Consider the following 16,210-nt stretch of genomic DNA (forward strand, 5'->3'; position numbering starts at 1 on the left):
TATGAGTTTTATAAAAACATTAAAACAAAAAATAGGGTTTGAGTATTACCGATGGAATGAGAAAACTTATGAGAAGTTTTTAAGAAAACGTGGTGTTAAAATTGGTAAAAACACATTTTGGGGAAATGTAAGAACAATAAATATTGATACAACTAGACCATCATTGGTTGAAATAGGAGATAATGTAAGAATCGATACTGGAATGACCATTTTAACTCACGATTATCCAACTTGGGTTTTTCGTAAGGTATATAATGATTTTGTAAGTTCATCAGGCCAAGTAAAAATTGGTAATAATGTTTATTGTGCGCAGTACGTAACAGTTTTAAAAGGTGTTACAATAGGTGATAACTGTATTATTGGCTTTGGGTCTGTTGTTACAAAAGACATACCATCAAACTCTGTCGCCGTGGGTCAACCAGCAAAGGTGGTTAGTACGTTAGATGAGTACTACGAAAAATGTAAAGATCGAGCTTTAGAGGATACATTTGTTTATGCGAATAGTATTAGAGAGCGGTTTAAAAGAGAGCCAGTTCCAGAAGATTTTTGGGAGGAGTTTCAGTTTTTCATGGATGGTAATGAAACCAATAACAAATTACCAATTAAAAGACAATTAGGTTCTGCTTTTGAAACATACAAACAGAGTCATATATCAAAGTATAAAGATTTTAATGAATTTATAGAAGCTTCAAAAAATTACAAATCTTAATTATAAGGAGTATCCATTATGAATAAAGTTTCTATCATTATCCCAGCCTATAACAAACAAGAAGCTATTCTTGAGACTTTAGATAGCGTGTTTTGTCAAACGTTTAATGACTTTGAAGTCTTGGTTATTGATGATGGGTCAACAGATCGTACGGCCGAAGTCGTTCAAGCGTATTCTAATGACATTATTTATTTACACCAAGACAATCAAGGACAAGGGGCGGCCAGAAATACTGGTATCCAAGCTGCTACTGGCCGTTACATAGTGTTTTTAGATGCTGATGATTATTGGGAGCCTACATTTTTACAAAGTTGTTATGATTTTCTTGAAGAGCATTCCGATTTGGTTGCCGTTAATACCGCACAAAGAACGATTTATGATAAACAGAAATCTGTAATTCACCCTAAAGCACTAATAGACAAAAACCCAGTAGTTATTGAGGATTTTTTTAAAGTCTGGGCAGAGCACGATCATATTAGAACTGGCACTGCCATGATAAGAATGGAAACGGTGAAACAAGCAGGCTTGCAAAACCCTAACTTACGCGTAAGTCAAGATTTAGAATATTGGGGTTTAATAGCAACCTATGGCAAATGGGGTTTTATACCAGAGCCCTTATGGGTTGGTAATTCTAGAATGCATGCCATGAAAACCGGATGGACTGAGAAGTACAAAATTAGAAGAAAACTGTGCCCAGATGTTGAAGAATGGGAGAAACGCATATTACCTAGAATAGCGGAAGACGATTTTGATGCTTTTAGCCTTGTTAGAGGGCGAGTTGCACTAGGTTATGCTCATAATAAAATACTAGGAGGTCATGCAAAAGAAGGAAAGCATATAGTACATAAATACCAATCATCATTTCCAAAAGGTCAAATAATGACAAGTTTGTTAAAGTTTGGTAGTTTAAACGCTCTGTTTTGGACTATAAGTATCAAAGTGATAAGAATTAAAGAACGATTAAAAGATATATAATGAAGATTCTTTGGGTAACACGTTCGTTTTTAGATTATAGGATTCCTGTTTTTAAAGCTTTAAAAAACTTAAACTATGGTGAGTTTACACTTATATTTAATGAAGATTATGTGCCTGATTCTGTTGTTAAAAAAGTAAAAAGCGAATTAGGGGATAGTTGTATAGGGTTAAAAGGTGAGTTTACGTTGGGTAATAAAAACACAACTAACAAATGGGCCAATAAAGGTTTAAGAATTCCGTTTCAACCTAAACTTATTAAAACCATAAAAGCACAAAAGCCCGATGTTATAATCTCAGATGGTTTTTTTCAATGGACTTATGCCGCTTTATGGATGCGCTTTTTTTATAAAACCAAGCATGTGATGTGCTATGAAAGAACCATGCATACCGAAAGAAGCGCCCAATGGTATAGAACTGCCTACAGGAAATTAGTATCTAAATGGATAGATTCAATATGTTGTACTGGAGCCTTGTGCGGTGAATATGTGAAATCTTTAGGTTTCAATATGAACAAGGTTAGCTATGGACATATGGTTGCTGATGTTGAAAAATTTTATGACAAAATTGAGCCAAAGCCGGATATACTCAAGCAAAATGGTACTGAGCAAACATTAAAATACTTATATGTAGGTCGTATAGTTGAAGCTAAAGGTATAAACGAATTGTTAATAGCATGGAAGAATTTTCAAAACGAAAAAAAGGTAAGTTTGTTCTTAGTAGGTGATGGACCAGATAAACAGAAATATGAAGTTATGTCAAAAGATTTAGGTTTATACAATGTTCATTTCTTAGGAAAAGTAAATTATGATTTTTTACCTAAGTATTATCAGTCAGCAGATGTTTTCGTTATTCCAACACTTGAAGATAATTGGTCGTTAGTTGTTCCAGAAGCTATGGCTTCCTCACTACCTATTTTGTGCTCAAATTATAACGGATGTTGGCCAGAACTTGTTACGGCATCCAATGGATGGGTTTTTGACGCGTTAAAACCTCATGATTTTTTGGATAAATTAGAATTAAGTTTTTTTGAAAATAATTTAAAAGAGATGGGGCTTATTTCAAAGAATCTTATTACCAAGTATGATAAAGATTACGCTGTCAATGGGATATTGGAGGCCGTGAATATAGCGAGTAAATAGAAGTATGAGGTTAATAAGAAAATTGAAATCATTTATATTTGCTGCTGGTTTGCCTGGTGCGCTGCTGTTATTTTATCCGGTACTTATTATTTTAGTAACAAGGGGTAGAGTATTAAAAAATGCATCTAGTGTCGATGGGTCTTCTGTGATTCAAATAGTATATTTAGGTTTATGTACGTTAATATTATTTAGAGAATATACGTCTAGGCCTCAGTATTTTCTCAAAAAAATACTATTTAGAAGTCCATTTGTGTTTTTAATTATTTACATCTTTATTTGTTTTTTTAGTACTCTATGGAGTTCAAATTTGTTTTTAACATTTTATCGGTCATTTGAGTCTTTAATTTTTCTATTATTGATTACAATGACTATAAAAAAACTAATTGAAACTTTCGATTACTCAACAGTTATTAAATGGACGATTTGGTTTGCTTTTTGGAATTTATTTATTGGAGTACTGTTCAGAATTAAAGTTGCAGGATTTAGCTCTTTAACCCTACCTTTTATGCCTTCTAGATTATTTTTTCCATTATTCTTTTTTGTTATTATTATTTTAGGGAAAAAAATGCTTCCAAAAGTTCTTTCGTTTTTCATAGTATTATTGGGCTTTTCAAATAAGATATATATTGGTGTTTCTCTTGGATTACTTGGATTAGTGAAAGGGAGTCTTCGTGGTAAGATTTTAGTAGTTTTTGCTTTAGTGGTGCTTGGCTTTTTAATTAGCTATATAGGTATAAATGATTTATTGTTAAATACATTATTTTATGGTAGAGATAGTGTTGGTATAGAAGATTCTTCGGGTAGAAATCAAGTTTGGACTTACTTGATTTCAAAATCAAAAGAAAAGCCAATTATTGGCTATGGTTTCGTTTCTGGGGAGCTTCAATTGTTAAGTAATTCAGTATTTAAAGGAGCAATTAATGCTCATAATTCAATAATATCTGCTTTAGTGAGTGTTGGTTATTTAGGATTAGTTGTCCTTGGTTTATTTTTTATATCTATTTTTAAATTTGTTCTTGATTTAAAAGTAAAATCAAAAAAGACTAAAGCAGCCTTTATTGGTACTGTGATATTAATATTTGTAGTATCAATGTCCGCTCCTGGGATTGGAGGAAGAGTTTATGGGTCATGGATACCATCTGTTTATTTAATTTCATTGATTATTGGTCTAAAAAAGTATTATAAAGTAATACCTTAGATTTTTACTATGAGGAGAAAAAGATTAATAGAAATTGATATTGCTTCAGGTATCGCTATATCGTTAGTTGTCTTTGGTCATTTATCAGACTATGACCCTTCGTGGTATGGGATTTGTAAAAACACTCTTTATAAGTTTCATATGCCGTTCTTTATGTTTATTTCTGGATTTCTTCTATCTTACACAGGCGAAAATTATAAAGATTTCCAATCAATTAAGCAATTTATATTTAGTAAAGTAATTAGGTTTGGTATTCCATACCTGTTTATGTCATTTTTATTTTTAATTGTTAAAATAGGTTTAAAAGAGTACAGCTCTGAAAATTCAATTTTTGCACAGGTCTTAGCTATATTTATAGAACCTACTTCAGGTCCATCCATTTTTTTATGGTACATATATGTTCTATTTCAGTTTTACGTTGTATTTACTTTGTTACATTTAATATCACTTATCAAAAAACACCAATTCTTATTAATAGGTATAGGACTCGTATTATATCTTTTTGAATCTGTTTCGAATATATTTGTCTTAAATTTATTTTGTAAGTATTTTTTATTTTTTTCAATTGGCTTTGTCACAGTTAATTATCATTCTAATTTTAAAATATTTATAAAAAACAATGGTTTTTTAGCTGTGTTAGTTTTTATATTATTGATAATTTTAGATTTGTCAATTGTTATTCAGGTACCAACGCTAGTTATGGGTTTAATATCCATTCCTGTTTTTACATACTTATCAACAAGAATAAAAAATAATAAGATTCTTGAATATATAGGACAAAGCACTTTCGTCATTTACATATGGAATAGTGTGTTTATATTTGTATTAAGTTTTTTATTTAAATCCATAGATGCCGATTTTTTAGGTAATTTTGGTTTTTATCTTCCATTTATGGTTTTCGCAGGTATTTATGGGCCATTAGCTATGAGAACTGCATCAAGAAAACTTGGCTTTCAATTTTTAAAAAAAATATTTCCTTAGTTGAAAATCCTATTTGTACATAATAATTACGGCAGTAATAATAGCGGTGAAGAACATGCTTCGCAAGGCTTGGCAGATCTGTTGACCAAAAATAGTCATACAGTAGAATGGTATCGTAAAAGTTCTGATATCATTAGTGATTCTCTAAAAATGAAAGTAGCAGCTTTTTTTCTTGGTATTTATAACCCAAAAGCCGTTAGAGAATTAAAGGCTAAAATTTTAGAGTTTAAACCAGACGTTATTCAAATTCAAAACCTATATCCTTTTATTTCGCCAGCTATAATAAAGCAGATTAATAGCTTAAATATTCCATTAGTAATGCGTTGCCCAAATTACAGATTGTTCTGTCCAACTGGGCTTCATTTAGATGGGCAAGGTACGGTGTGTGAACAATGCTTATCTGGTTTAAGAGAGTTAAACTGTGTGACTAAAAATTGTGAGAACAGTTGGCTAAAAAGTTTAGGATATGCGTTAAGAAACTTTATCGCGAGAACATTTTGGGGCATAACCAAACGTGTTGATGCTTATATTGTGCAAACGGAGTTTCAAAAGAAAAAATTTATAAACAATGGTATCTCCTCAGATAAACTATTTGTAGTGCCAGGGTTAACACCAGATATTTCTAAAAGTATAGAGCATAAAGCCAATGGCACGGTTTCATTTATTGGGAGAGTAAGTGAAGAAAAAGGAATTAGAGAGTTTATTGATGCTGCAGCCCAGTTACCGCAAATAGAATTTAAAGTGATAGGAAGTTATTCTCAGGATTATGAATTGCTAAAAGCAGCCTCCTCAGAAAATGTCACTTGGACAGGGTTTGTAAAAGGTAAAGCACTAGATGATTTATTTTGTGAATCGCAAATTATTGTAGTTCCAGGGAAATGGTACGAAGGTTTCCCTAATGTAATTACAAGAGCTATGAAACATGGGAGGCCTGTTATCACTAGTGATTTGGGCGCGATGGCTTCTATTATAGATCATCAAAAAAATGGACTTTTAGTACCAGCTGGTGATGCATTAGCACTTGCAGAAGCTATTAAAGATTTACATGGTAACGAGAAACTATGCCATGACTTTGGTTTGGCTGCACAACAAAAGGCAGAACGATTATATACCGAAACCACGGTATATGAAAATTTGATTACAACCTATAAATTTGCAATGCAGTAATTATGTTATTCAATTCTTGGGAGTTTATCGGTTTATTTACAATAACTAGTATATTGTACTTTAATATATCTCACAAATTTAGGGCATTATTACTCCTCATTAGCTCGTATGTGTTTTACATCTCTTGGAGATGGGATTTTGCATTAGTAATGTTAGCGGTCACTTTAATTAACTATTACAGTGGGCTAAAAATTGAGCAATCAGAACCGATCAGAAAAAAACAGTATTACTTGTGGTTTGCGCTCATTAGCTCTTTAATACCATTACTCTATTTAAAGTATGCTAATTTCTTTATCGCTAATGTAAATAATCTCTCGCAAGTATTTGGTTCTAATAGTTCTTTCTCTTCTCTAGATGTTATTTTACCAGTTGGTATTTCGTTTTTTACTTTTCAAGCGTTGAGTTATTCGCTTGATGTATTTTATAATAAAACAAAAGTGGAACGGAATGTTATTAATTTTAGCGTTTTCGTTGCTTTTTTTCCACAGCTTGTCGCAGGCCCTATTGAGCGTTCTTCTAATCTTTTAAAACAGTTTAGAGTACAACATAGTTTCAATAGGTTAAACTTTATTGATGGTTGTAAATTATTCATTTGGGGTTTATTTAAAAAAGTGGTAATTGCAGATAGACTAGCCCTATACGTGGATCGGATTTATGAAAATCCAGATTTATATAATGCTCCAACACTTGCGGTTGCAACGGTATTTTTTGCGATTCAGATTTATTGCGATTTTAGTGGGTATTCAGACATGGCTATTGGTACAGCAAAAATTCTAGGTTTTGATTTAATGCAGAATTTTAATCTACCATACCTGTCTAAATCAATTGCAGAATTTTGGAGGCGTTGGCACATTTCATTGTCCACTTGGTTTTCGGATTATCTATATAAACCTTTAGGTGGCAGCAGAGTTAAATACCAGAGATGGTTATACAATATATTAATTGTTTTTTTGGTGAGTGGTTTTTGGCATGGGGCAAACTGGACATTTATTGCTTGGGGCTTCTTGCATGCACTTTATTATTTCTTTGAAAGTTGGGGAGATCTGTTTTTAAAGCGTGTCAATCAATTGAATTTAAAAAATCTTCGTGTTTATAAACTCTTTAAAATCGTTTTAGTTTTTCTATTAGCTTGTTATGCTTGGGTGTTTTTTAGAGCTTCTAATATAACGGATGCGTTTATTATAAGTTCTAAATTTGTTTCAGATTGGAACGGATCTCTTTATCTAGGGGCATCAACGGTGACCTTTTTTCTTTCTGTGATATTAATAATATTGCTTTTTGTAGTTCAAATTTTACAATCTAGAGGCGTGGCTTCCTTGTATTTTTCAAAATCACAGGCACATCCAATATGGCAATTAATTTGGTATGTTATGCTTTTATTAGCCATTACTACAATTGGTATTAGTTCTAATTCTTTTATATATTTTCAATTTTAAATGCTTATGTCTAAAAAGCCATTCATATTAAATATAATTCTTTTTGTTTTTCTATTTGTAATAGCAGACAGTGCATTAGGATCATTTTTAGAAAATGGATTGAATAAATATTATGGTATTGGCGAATCAAATGAAATAGCTTTGGTTGGTCATTCGCACCTTATGCTTGGTATTGACAAAGTTCAATTAGAAGTTGCTTTAAAAAAAGGGGTTTCTAAATACACGCGCGAAGGTGTGAATGTTAATGATCGTTTAATAATGATTAAGCAGTTGCTCAATAATAATAAAAACCTAAAAACAGTAATATATGGAGTAGATGCTTGGACCTTTACTGGTGAAGGCTTAAGTGAAAATTCGTATAAATTGTTTTATCCTTTTTTAGATAATGCGAACATTGATTTTTACGTGCGTGAGCATACGGATAGATTAGATTATATGACTAAAAAATATATTCATTCGAGCCGATACAATGAACAACTTATTGGAGGTGCTCTTAGAGGATATTTTAAAAAATGGGATAATCTAAAATATGGTAAAGTAGATACGTTAAAATTAGTTAAGACTATTAAAAATGAGAGTTACAGAAAAATAAATTCGAATAGTGTTAATATAAAATTATTTAAAGAAACTATAACCTTACTAAAGCAAAACAATATTAATATCATATTATTGTACGTTCCTACAATAGATAAACTTCAAGACATACAGCTAGATGATTTTAATAAAACGATTGAGATTTTTGAAAATCAGACAGATGACAAAGTTACATTTGTTAATTTTCAAGAACCATGGAGTAATCGGTATGATCTATTTTATGACCCAATCCACCTTAACCCTGAAGGTCAAAAACAAATTACAAAAGAATTAATTACATTTTTAAAATTAAATAATTAGATGTCACTATTATTAGGTTATAACATACTGAATCAACCCTTAGCGTCAATTGATTATAAATCGATTAAAATTATCAATACTATTAATCCTCACAGCTATTGCATGGCCAAGAAAGATGCACTTTTTATGGAGGCTCTTAAGGATTCAGATATTCTCTTACCAGATGGCATAGGTATTGTAATGGCGGAACGTGTGTTGAATGGTAATCGCATAAAAAAAATAGCAGGTTATCAGTTGTTTACTTTTTTGATGGAAAAAATAAATAAAGAATCTGGAAGCTGTTTCTTTTTGGGAGCATCAGAAGCGACCTTAACAAAAATTAAAATTAAAATTAACATTGATTTTCCTAATGTGAAAGTGGAGAGCTATTCACCACCCTATAAATCAGAGTTTTCGGAAGAAGATTCTAAGAGAATGTGCGCGCGCGTAAATGCTTTTAAACCAAATGTACTGTTTGTGGGAATGACAGCGCCGAAACAAGAAAAATGGGTGCATCTCAATAAACACAGAATTAGTGCAGATCTTGTTTGTTCAATAGGTGCTGTTTTTGATTTTTATGCTGGTAATATAAAACGAAGCAGCCCATTTTGGGTAAATCTTGGTTTAGAATGGTTGCCAAGGTTTGCGAGAGAACCAATACGGTTAGCTCGGCGGAACTTAATATCTACACCATCTTTTATATTAGAAGTGTTTAGTAGAAAAATTCTCAGTTGATTTAGAACACTTCTACACGAATTCTATTATTAGTTTATCTTCTCACTTAATAATTTTATATATTTACCCTAATTCTATATGACCTAAACACTTATAGAAAGTTTCATGATTAAGACCTTACTTGATAATTTTTCGCCTAGTGATAATATAGTAGCGTGGTTGATAGCTGCATTTTTATTAGCGTTTTACATTGCCTATAAAACGTTTCCTACTATATTATATGTGTCTAATGCTAAACAGTTAATGGATGAACCTGGGAGTCGCAGTATGCATACGACTAAAACACCAACATTGGGTGGAGTTGGTATTTTTATTAGTTTAATTGTAGTAATGACTATATGCGGTGCTTACCTAAATACTAAAATATTACTCCTCACTATGGGAGGCTTAACTATTCTATTTTTCCTCGGGTTAAAAGATGATTTAACGGTATTAGCACCAAGTAGAAAGTTTTCAGGTCAATTTGTAACAGCTTTGTTGTTGATTTTTTTTACGGATACACGTATTATTAGTTTTTCAGATATATTAGATATTCACACGCTTCCGTATTGGGTTTCCATAGGGTTCACAGTATTTGTATATCTTTTAATTATAAACGCATACAATCTTATCGATGGTATAGATGGATTAGCTGGAATGATTGCCTTAGTGGCAAGTTTAGTTTTTGTTTTTCTATTTATTAAAGCAGACGAATTAAGTTTAGCGACTATCGCGGTGGCATTGGCGGGAGCATTATTAGCTTTTTTAAGATATAATTTTTCTAATGAAAAAAAGTTATTTATGGGCGATACAGGCTCCATGATTGTGGGTTTTTTATTAGCCTTTTTTACCATAAGCTTTATTCACAAAGCTCAGAGTCAAGTGCTTGTTGAATATCAATATTCACCACCAGCCTTAGCATTAGCGATATTGTTTTACCCCTTGGTAGATACCTTTAGAATATTTTTTATTCGAATCTTTATACATAAAACGAGTCCCTTTAAGGCCGATAAAAACCACATACATCATCGTTTTATAACTTATGGATATTCTCCTTTAATGACAACCATCTTAATTTCAGGCATTAATATTATAATTGTTGTTATTGCTTTTAATCTAATTTCTCTAAGTCTTAATGTTCAGATTATTTTGCTCTTGCTTTATGGGTCACTTTTGTATGCTATTCCTTTTTTACTAAAGAAATGGTTTGCTTAAAAATGTTTAAGGCATAACTTAATTATGTTTAAGCCTTTGTCAGTCTTCCAAATGCAGTTATATTTGTCCATTCTGAAAAAATAAATTGATGAAATTAAATTTAATAGGAGCTTTAGTTTTACTTTTATTTGTGTCTTGTGCCTCAAAAAAAGATATTTTTTATTTACAAAATGCAGATACTGAGGCAACGGGTATAATAGATTACGTAGATGCAAAAATTCAGCCCAATGATATTTTAAAAATAACTGTTGAGACTATGGTGCCTGAAGCAGCCTTACCATACAATCGCGGCTCAGGTCAGGCAATGCAAGCTCAAAACATAGAATTAATACAGTTAGACGGCTACGTGGTATCTGCTGTTCAGACTATAGATTTTCCCGTCTTAGGAGAATTTTCCACCGCGAACTTAACAACTCACGAGTTAGCCGAGAGGATTAAAAACAAATTGATATCTGGAGGGCATTTAATCAATCCTTCTGTTGTGGTACGTTTGCTAAATGCAAAATTTTCTGTTCTTGGAGAAGTGAATCAGCCTGGGACTTACAATTTTACCGAACAAAATATAACGCTGCTACAAGCCTTAGGTTATGCAGGTGATTTAACCATTAATGGCAAACGCGACGATATTTTAATGACCAGAGATGTAGATGGAGTTCGTAAAGTGACACATATAGATTTAACATCAGCCGCTTTTATGAATAGTGAGTTTTATTTTATAAAGCCAAATGATGTAATAGTAGTACATCCTAATAATCCACGAGTTAAGAATGCAGGTTTTATTGGTGATATTGGTACCGTTTTAACTATAGCTTCTTTAGCATTGAGTATAACTATTTTATTGTCAAGATAGCAGTATGGATAATCCTTTTAATACATTAAACACGTTCGATTCTGAGGATAACTTAGATTTAAAACAAGAATTTAAACGGTATTTAAGATATTGGCCTTGGTTCGCTATAACTTTAGTTGTTGTTTTAGCAGTATCTTATATTTATTTAAGATATGCACCAAGGATATATCAAACTACAGCAACAATGAAGATTTTAGATGAGTCTGACGGTCTAGAATTGCCTACAAATGCCTTTGTTTTTAAGCGATCTAATATTAATTTAGAAAATGAGATAGAAATATTAACCTCATATCTGATATTAGAAAAAGTTGCTAAAGAATTAAAATTAAATACACGTTTTTTTGAAGACGGAACAATTCAAACTGCTCAAATTGCCGATCTTCCTTTTTATTTTGAACAAATTATTGCCACTGATAGTATTACTAGAAATATGTCTTATGCGGTTGAAGTTACGGATAAAACTTTTGAAGTAAAAAATCTTACATCTGAAAAAACGTTTACCTTCTCTAATCATAATAGCTTTGATACAAGCCATAAATTGCCATTTCAGTTAAGGTTGGACAATAAAGAGGAGTTGACAAATTTGGTAGGAAAACGATTTGTAATAAAATTCGGATTGTTGAAGAGTGCTGCTTTAGGTTTAAAATCAAGAATAGGCGTTGAAGCTATTGGAGAACAAAGTGATTTGCTTAAAATGTCTATTAAAGGTGAAAGTAAGGAAAATTCAGAAGCGATTCTGAATACCTTAATGGGCGTTTTTAATCAAGATGGTATAAATGATAGGCAGTCTGTTTCGCAACGTACCATCGATTTTATAGATGCGCGTTTTGAGTTTTTAGCTTACGAATTAGATTCAATTGAAGTCAGTTATCGTGATTTTAAGCAAAAAAATAATGTTGTAGATATTGAAACTGATGCTGAAATAGGTTTGCAAGAACGGTCAAGGTCTGATGAGGAGGTTTTTCAAATTGAAAAGCAGTTGGCTATAGAAGGAATGCTTAGTAAAGAATTGAAATCAAATTCAGAAAGTAAACTACTACCTAATAATATTGGTCTTCAAAGTGGTAATATTAGTGCACTTATCGATGAATATAACCGTATTATACTTGAACGTGATAAGTTGATAACTAGTGCTGGTGAAAATAATCCAGCAGTTCAAATTGTTCAAAGTCAAATAGAGGATTTGAAATCGAACATTAGTGGTTCACTCAAATCGTATCATCAACAATTAATAGTATCTCAAAATCAACTTCAAAAACGTAAAAGAAAGTTTGTTGGACAAGTGTCTCAAATACCACAAAAGGAAAAGTTGTTAAAAGCTATAGAGCGTCAGCAGCTGATTAAGCAAAGTTTATATTTGCTACTATTGACCAAGCGAGAAGAAGCCGCCATTAATTTGGCAATAACTGAGCCATCGATTAAGATTGTTGATTATGCACTTTCTGGTTCAGGACCAATTTCGCCAAAACCAAATATTGTTTACGCAGGAGCTATTTTAGGAGGGTTGTTAATTCCATTCGGTGTTTTGTATCTCATCTTTATGCTAGATACCAAATTGCATAGTAAAGAAGATATTACAAGAGTAAATTCTAAAATACCTGTTATTGGTGAAATTCCAGATGTTAAAAAGCAAAAGGATATTATTTTTAAAGATCCAAATGACCGTACGGCTTTAGCGGAATCTTTTAGAATTTTAAGTTCTAATGTAGATTATATCCTTCCCCCTAACGACGATAATAAAGGCAAAGTGATTTATTGTACATCTACAATTAAAGGTGAAGGGAAAACCTATATAAGTATTAATTTGTCTTTAGCCTTATCGAGTATTAATAAGAAAGTACTACTAATTGGTGCCGATTTAAGAAATCCGCAAATACATACGCACATACAACAAGAGAAACATAAACCAGGGCTTTCAAATTACTTACATGATATTAATTATGACTGGAAAGATGCATTAATCAGTGGTTTTGAGAAGCACCCTAACCATCATATCATTTTGTCGGGTAGTATTCCTCCAAACCCTGCACATTTACTAACTAATGGTCGTTTTAAGAAGCTGATAGAAGAAGCTAAGGAGCATTACGATTATATTGTGGTTGATACGGCACCAACTATTTTAGTCACTGATACCATGTTAATTTCACAATTAGCAGATGCTACCATTTATTTAGCACGAGCAGATTATACAGAAAAAAATCTTTTAAAATTCTCTAAAGACTTATCTGAAACAGGGAAGCTTAAAAACGTAGCTTATGTCCTAAATAGTGTTGGAGCCAGCAAGTCTTATGGTTACAGCTATAATTATGGTTATAATTATGGTTACGGTAGTTCAGAATAACATAGCTATACTTTTGTTTGTCAGTTCTTAGTAACGTGACAATTGTCATACTTTTTAAAGAATTTATAAATTACTTTTATTAGTGAATTATAAAAACTAGAAGTTATGAGAACGATCACACCAATTTCCGAAATAATGTCTACCAATATCATTGCACTCAATAGAGATGATGACTTGGAAAAGGCAGAACTGTTATTTAAGCGCCATAAAATTAGACATATTCCTGTAGTGAAGGAAGAGGTCGTTATTGGGATGCTCAGTTACACTGATTTGTTAAGAATTAGTTTTGCTGATGCTGTTGATGATACCGAAACTGAAGTAGATACTTTAGTTTATAATATGTTTAGTATCGAGCAAGTAATGGTAAAAAATGTAGTTACTGTAACTTCTGATACTTCAATAAAGGAGGTTGCAAGAATATTGGCAACAGAGGAGTTTCATGCATTACCTGTAGTAGACAATGGCTGTTTGGTTGGTATGGTTACAACCACAGATTTAATCAACTATTTGTTAAAACAGTTATAAGACTAACGATCTAAATTGGTTGTTGGAGACTTTGTTTTGATAACTTTCAGAATTAAGAGTTAGCCAGATCTTTTAAGGTTTTTATGGCTGAAGTTGGATTGTCATTTTTAAAGACATGGCTACCAGCAACAAAGGTATCGGCTCCTGCTGCTACTAATTGTTGAATGTTTTTGTCTGTAACACCTCCGTCAATTTCAATTCGGATATCTAAGCCTTGATCGTCAATCATTTTACGCAGGTTTTTTACGCGCTTATAGGTAATGTCTTCAAATTTTTGACCGCCAAATCCAGGGTTTATAGACATCAATAAAATCATATAGCATTCTGGTAAAATATCTTCTAAAACGGTCAGTGGAGTAGTGATATTAAGGACAATGCCAGCTTTGCAACCAGTGTCTTTAATCTGTCTTAACGTACGATGTAAATGTACTGTAGACTCGTAATGTACTGTAATGATATCTGCACCAACTTTAGCAAACTCTTCAATATAACGCTCTGGCTTTTCAATCATTAAATGTACATCAAGTGGCTTAGTAGCATGCTTTTTAATGGCTGCAATTACAGGCATACCATAAGATATATTCGGTACAAAATGACCATCCATAACATCAATATGAAACCAATCTGCCTCGCTATTGTTCACAAGTTCTGTATCGCGTTGAAGATTACCAAAATCTGCAGCTAGCATGGATGGAGCAATAAGTTTTGAGGCCATTTAAAGAGTTTATTAGTTTTTTACAAATGTAATTAAAATCTAATACTATGTTGTATTGAGCAGGTGGAAAGGTGTTTTCAATTTGAATTATGTTAGAGATCAAAACAAGCTCAGCGTAAATGCTAAAAAAGTGAACCCACGGTAATCAGCCGTGGGTTCTTTCATCAATCAAAAAACGAACAGTTATGTTTTGTAACTGTTGTTACCATTATTAGGTTTGTTGTTTTATATAAAATAATCTACCTAATTATATTGTAATCTATATTTCAAAATATGTTCTTTTACAAAGATAAACAATTTTTATTGTGGTTTGAAAATCGCATCGCCTTAAGATTTATTTTAAAATATCATAATATGTTCTTTTGCAGCCGTTGCATGAATCAAAGAATCCTGTGGACCTTATTTATTTCGGTAGTTGAGCGCAGTCGAAACTAGCCTAGATAAGTTTTTAAAATTCTGCTACGCGATGTGTGTTTTAATCGTCTAATCGCTTTTTCTTTAATTTGTCTTACTCGCTCACGTGTTAAATCGAACGTTTCTCCAATTTCTTCTAGTGTCATTGGGTGCTGACTCGCTAAGCCAAAGTATAAACGTACCACATCAGCTTCACGCGGAGTTAAGGTTTCAAGTGCACGTTCAATCTCAGTGCGTAACGATTCGTGTAATAAATCTTTATCAGGATTTGGTGATTCACCACTTCGCAATACATCATATAAGTTAGAATCTTCTCCTTCTACCAAAGGTGCATCCATACTAACGTGACGACCAGAATTTTTCATCGACTCCTTAACGTCATTAATCGTCATGTCTAATTCTTTCGCAATTTCTTCTGCCGAAGGCGGTCTCTCGTGACTTTGCTCTAAAAATGCAAATGTTTTATTGATCTTATTAATCGATCCAATTTTGTTTAGTGGCAAGCGCACAATACGTGATTGCTCCGCTAAAGCTTGTAATATAGATTGTCTAATCCACCAAACGGCATAAGAAATAAATTTAAAACCACGCGTTTCATCAAAACGTTGTGCCGCTTTTATTAATCCTAAGTTTCCTTCATTAATTAAATCAGGTAAAGTTAAACCTTGATTTTGGTATTGCTTAGCTACAGATACCACAAAACGTAGGTTGGCTTTTGTTAGTTGTTCTAAAGCTAATTGATCGCCAGCTTTAATGCGTTGCGCCAATTCTACCTCCTCATCTGCCGTTATAAGATCTACTTTTCCAATTTCTTGTAAGTACTTATCTAAGGATGCGGTTTCCCTGTTGGTAACCTGTTTGGTGATTTTAAGTTGTCTCATTTAATATTAAGATTTGTGCCATTTAATTATAACAACATGTTGCTTTTATTATACGTAGAAACGCATTTAAATGTTAC

15 protein-coding genes are annotated in these 16,210 nt (G+C 32.4%); 13 read left to right on the plus strand and 2 right to left on the minus strand.

The genetic code is table 11. The annotated features are described in order from the left end of the window. Position 1 precedes the first annotated feature (1 nt). The 13 genes from AB8B52_RS10570 (at position 2) to AB8B52_RS10630 (ending at position 14,123) form a co-directional block, all read left to right on the plus strand. A complete protein-coding gene (locus AB8B52_RS10570) occupies positions 2 to 709 on the plus strand; it encodes an acyltransferase (RefSeq protein ID WP_406027869.1) in 708 nt (235 codons plus the stop codon). A gap of 18 nt (positions 710 to 727) precedes the next feature. After that, positions 728 to 1,684: a glycosyltransferase family 2 protein gene (locus AB8B52_RS10575; protein ID WP_406027871.1), complete on the plus strand. Its 957-nt coding sequence runs from the start codon at positions 728 to 730 to the stop codon at positions 1,682 to 1,684. Further along, on the plus strand, positions 1,684 to 2,823 hold the full coding sequence (locus AB8B52_RS10580; RefSeq protein ID WP_406027873.1) for a glycosyltransferase family 4 protein: 1,140 nt from the start codon (positions 1,684 to 1,686) through the stop codon (positions 2,821 to 2,823). Before AB8B52_RS10575 ends, AB8B52_RS10580 begins: the two co-directional genes overlap by 1 nt. 22 nt (positions 2,824 to 2,845) lie before the next feature. Then, a complete protein-coding gene (locus AB8B52_RS10585; RefSeq protein WP_406027875.1) occupies positions 2,846 to 4,021 on the plus strand; it encodes an O-antigen ligase family protein in 1,176 nt (391 codons plus the stop codon). Positions 4,022 to 4,030: 9 nt separating this feature from the next. Continuing rightward, positions 4,031 to 5,002, plus strand: coding sequence for an acyltransferase family protein (locus tag AB8B52_RS10590; RefSeq protein WP_406027876.1), 972 nt, complete (start codon positions 4,031 to 4,033; stop codon positions 5,000 to 5,002). After that, the gene (locus AB8B52_RS10595) at positions 5,003 to 6,169 is read left to right on the plus strand and encodes a glycosyltransferase family 4 protein (RefSeq protein WP_406027877.1); all 1,167 of its coding nucleotides are present in this window, start codon (positions 5,003 to 5,005) and stop codon (positions 6,167 to 6,169) included. A gap of 2 nt (positions 6,170 to 6,171) precedes the next feature. Beyond that, positions 6,172 to 7,605 (plus strand): MBOAT family O-acyltransferase, encoded by a 1,434-nt coding sequence (locus tag AB8B52_RS10600; RefSeq protein WP_406027879.1) that lies wholly within the window; start codon positions 6,172 to 6,174, stop codon positions 7,603 to 7,605. A 6-nt stretch (positions 7,606 to 7,611) separates the two neighbouring features. Further along, positions 7,612 to 8,499 (plus strand): hypothetical protein, encoded by an 888-nt coding sequence (locus AB8B52_RS10605; RefSeq protein ID WP_406027881.1) that lies wholly within the window; start codon positions 7,612 to 7,614, stop codon positions 8,497 to 8,499. Then, positions 8,500 to 9,213, plus strand: a complete 714-nt coding sequence (locus tag AB8B52_RS10610; RefSeq protein ID WP_406027883.1) for a WecB/TagA/CpsF family glycosyltransferase — start codon at positions 8,500 to 8,502, stop codon at positions 9,211 to 9,213. Between the two features lie 105 nt (positions 9,214 to 9,318). After that, on the plus strand, positions 9,319 to 10,407 hold the full coding sequence (locus tag AB8B52_RS10615; protein ID WP_406027885.1) for an MraY family glycosyltransferase: 1,089 nt from the start codon (positions 9,319 to 9,321) through the stop codon (positions 10,405 to 10,407). Positions 10,408 to 10,495: 88 nt separating this feature from the next. Beyond that, the gene (locus AB8B52_RS10620; RefSeq protein WP_406027887.1) at positions 10,496 to 11,257 is read left to right on the plus strand and encodes a polysaccharide biosynthesis/export family protein; all 762 of its coding nucleotides are present in this window, start codon (positions 10,496 to 10,498) and stop codon (positions 11,255 to 11,257) included. Positions 11,258 to 11,261: 4 nt separating this feature from the next. Beyond that, a complete protein-coding gene (locus AB8B52_RS10625; protein WP_406027889.1) occupies positions 11,262 to 13,598 on the plus strand; it encodes a GumC family protein in 2,337 nt (778 codons plus the stop codon). A 105-nt stretch (positions 13,599 to 13,703) separates the two neighbouring features. Then, positions 13,704 to 14,123 (plus strand): CBS domain-containing protein, encoded by a 420-nt coding sequence (locus AB8B52_RS10630; RefSeq protein ID WP_406027891.1) that lies wholly within the window; start codon positions 13,704 to 13,706, stop codon positions 14,121 to 14,123. A gap of 52 nt (positions 14,124 to 14,175) precedes the next feature. Here the strand turns inward: AB8B52_RS10630 and rpe are convergent, their stop codons facing one another. Both rpe and AB8B52_RS10640 read right to left on the minus strand, forming a co-directional pair. Then, the gene (gene rpe, locus AB8B52_RS10635; protein WP_406027893.1) at positions 14,176 to 14,838 is read right to left on the minus strand and encodes a ribulose-phosphate 3-epimerase; all 663 of its coding nucleotides are present in this window, start codon (positions 14,836 to 14,838) and stop codon (positions 14,176 to 14,178) included. 431 nt (positions 14,839 to 15,269) lie between these two features. After that, the gene (locus tag AB8B52_RS10640; protein WP_406027894.1) at positions 15,270 to 16,133 is read right to left on the minus strand and encodes an RNA polymerase sigma factor RpoD/SigA; all 864 of its coding nucleotides are present in this window, start codon (positions 16,131 to 16,133) and stop codon (positions 15,270 to 15,272) included. Positions 16,134 to 16,210: the final 77 nt, after the last annotated feature.

The organism is Winogradskyella sp. (assembly GCF_045105575.1).
In the GTDB taxonomy this organism is placed as follows: domain Bacteria; phylum Bacteroidota; class Bacteroidia; order Flavobacteriales; family Flavobacteriaceae; genus Winogradskyella.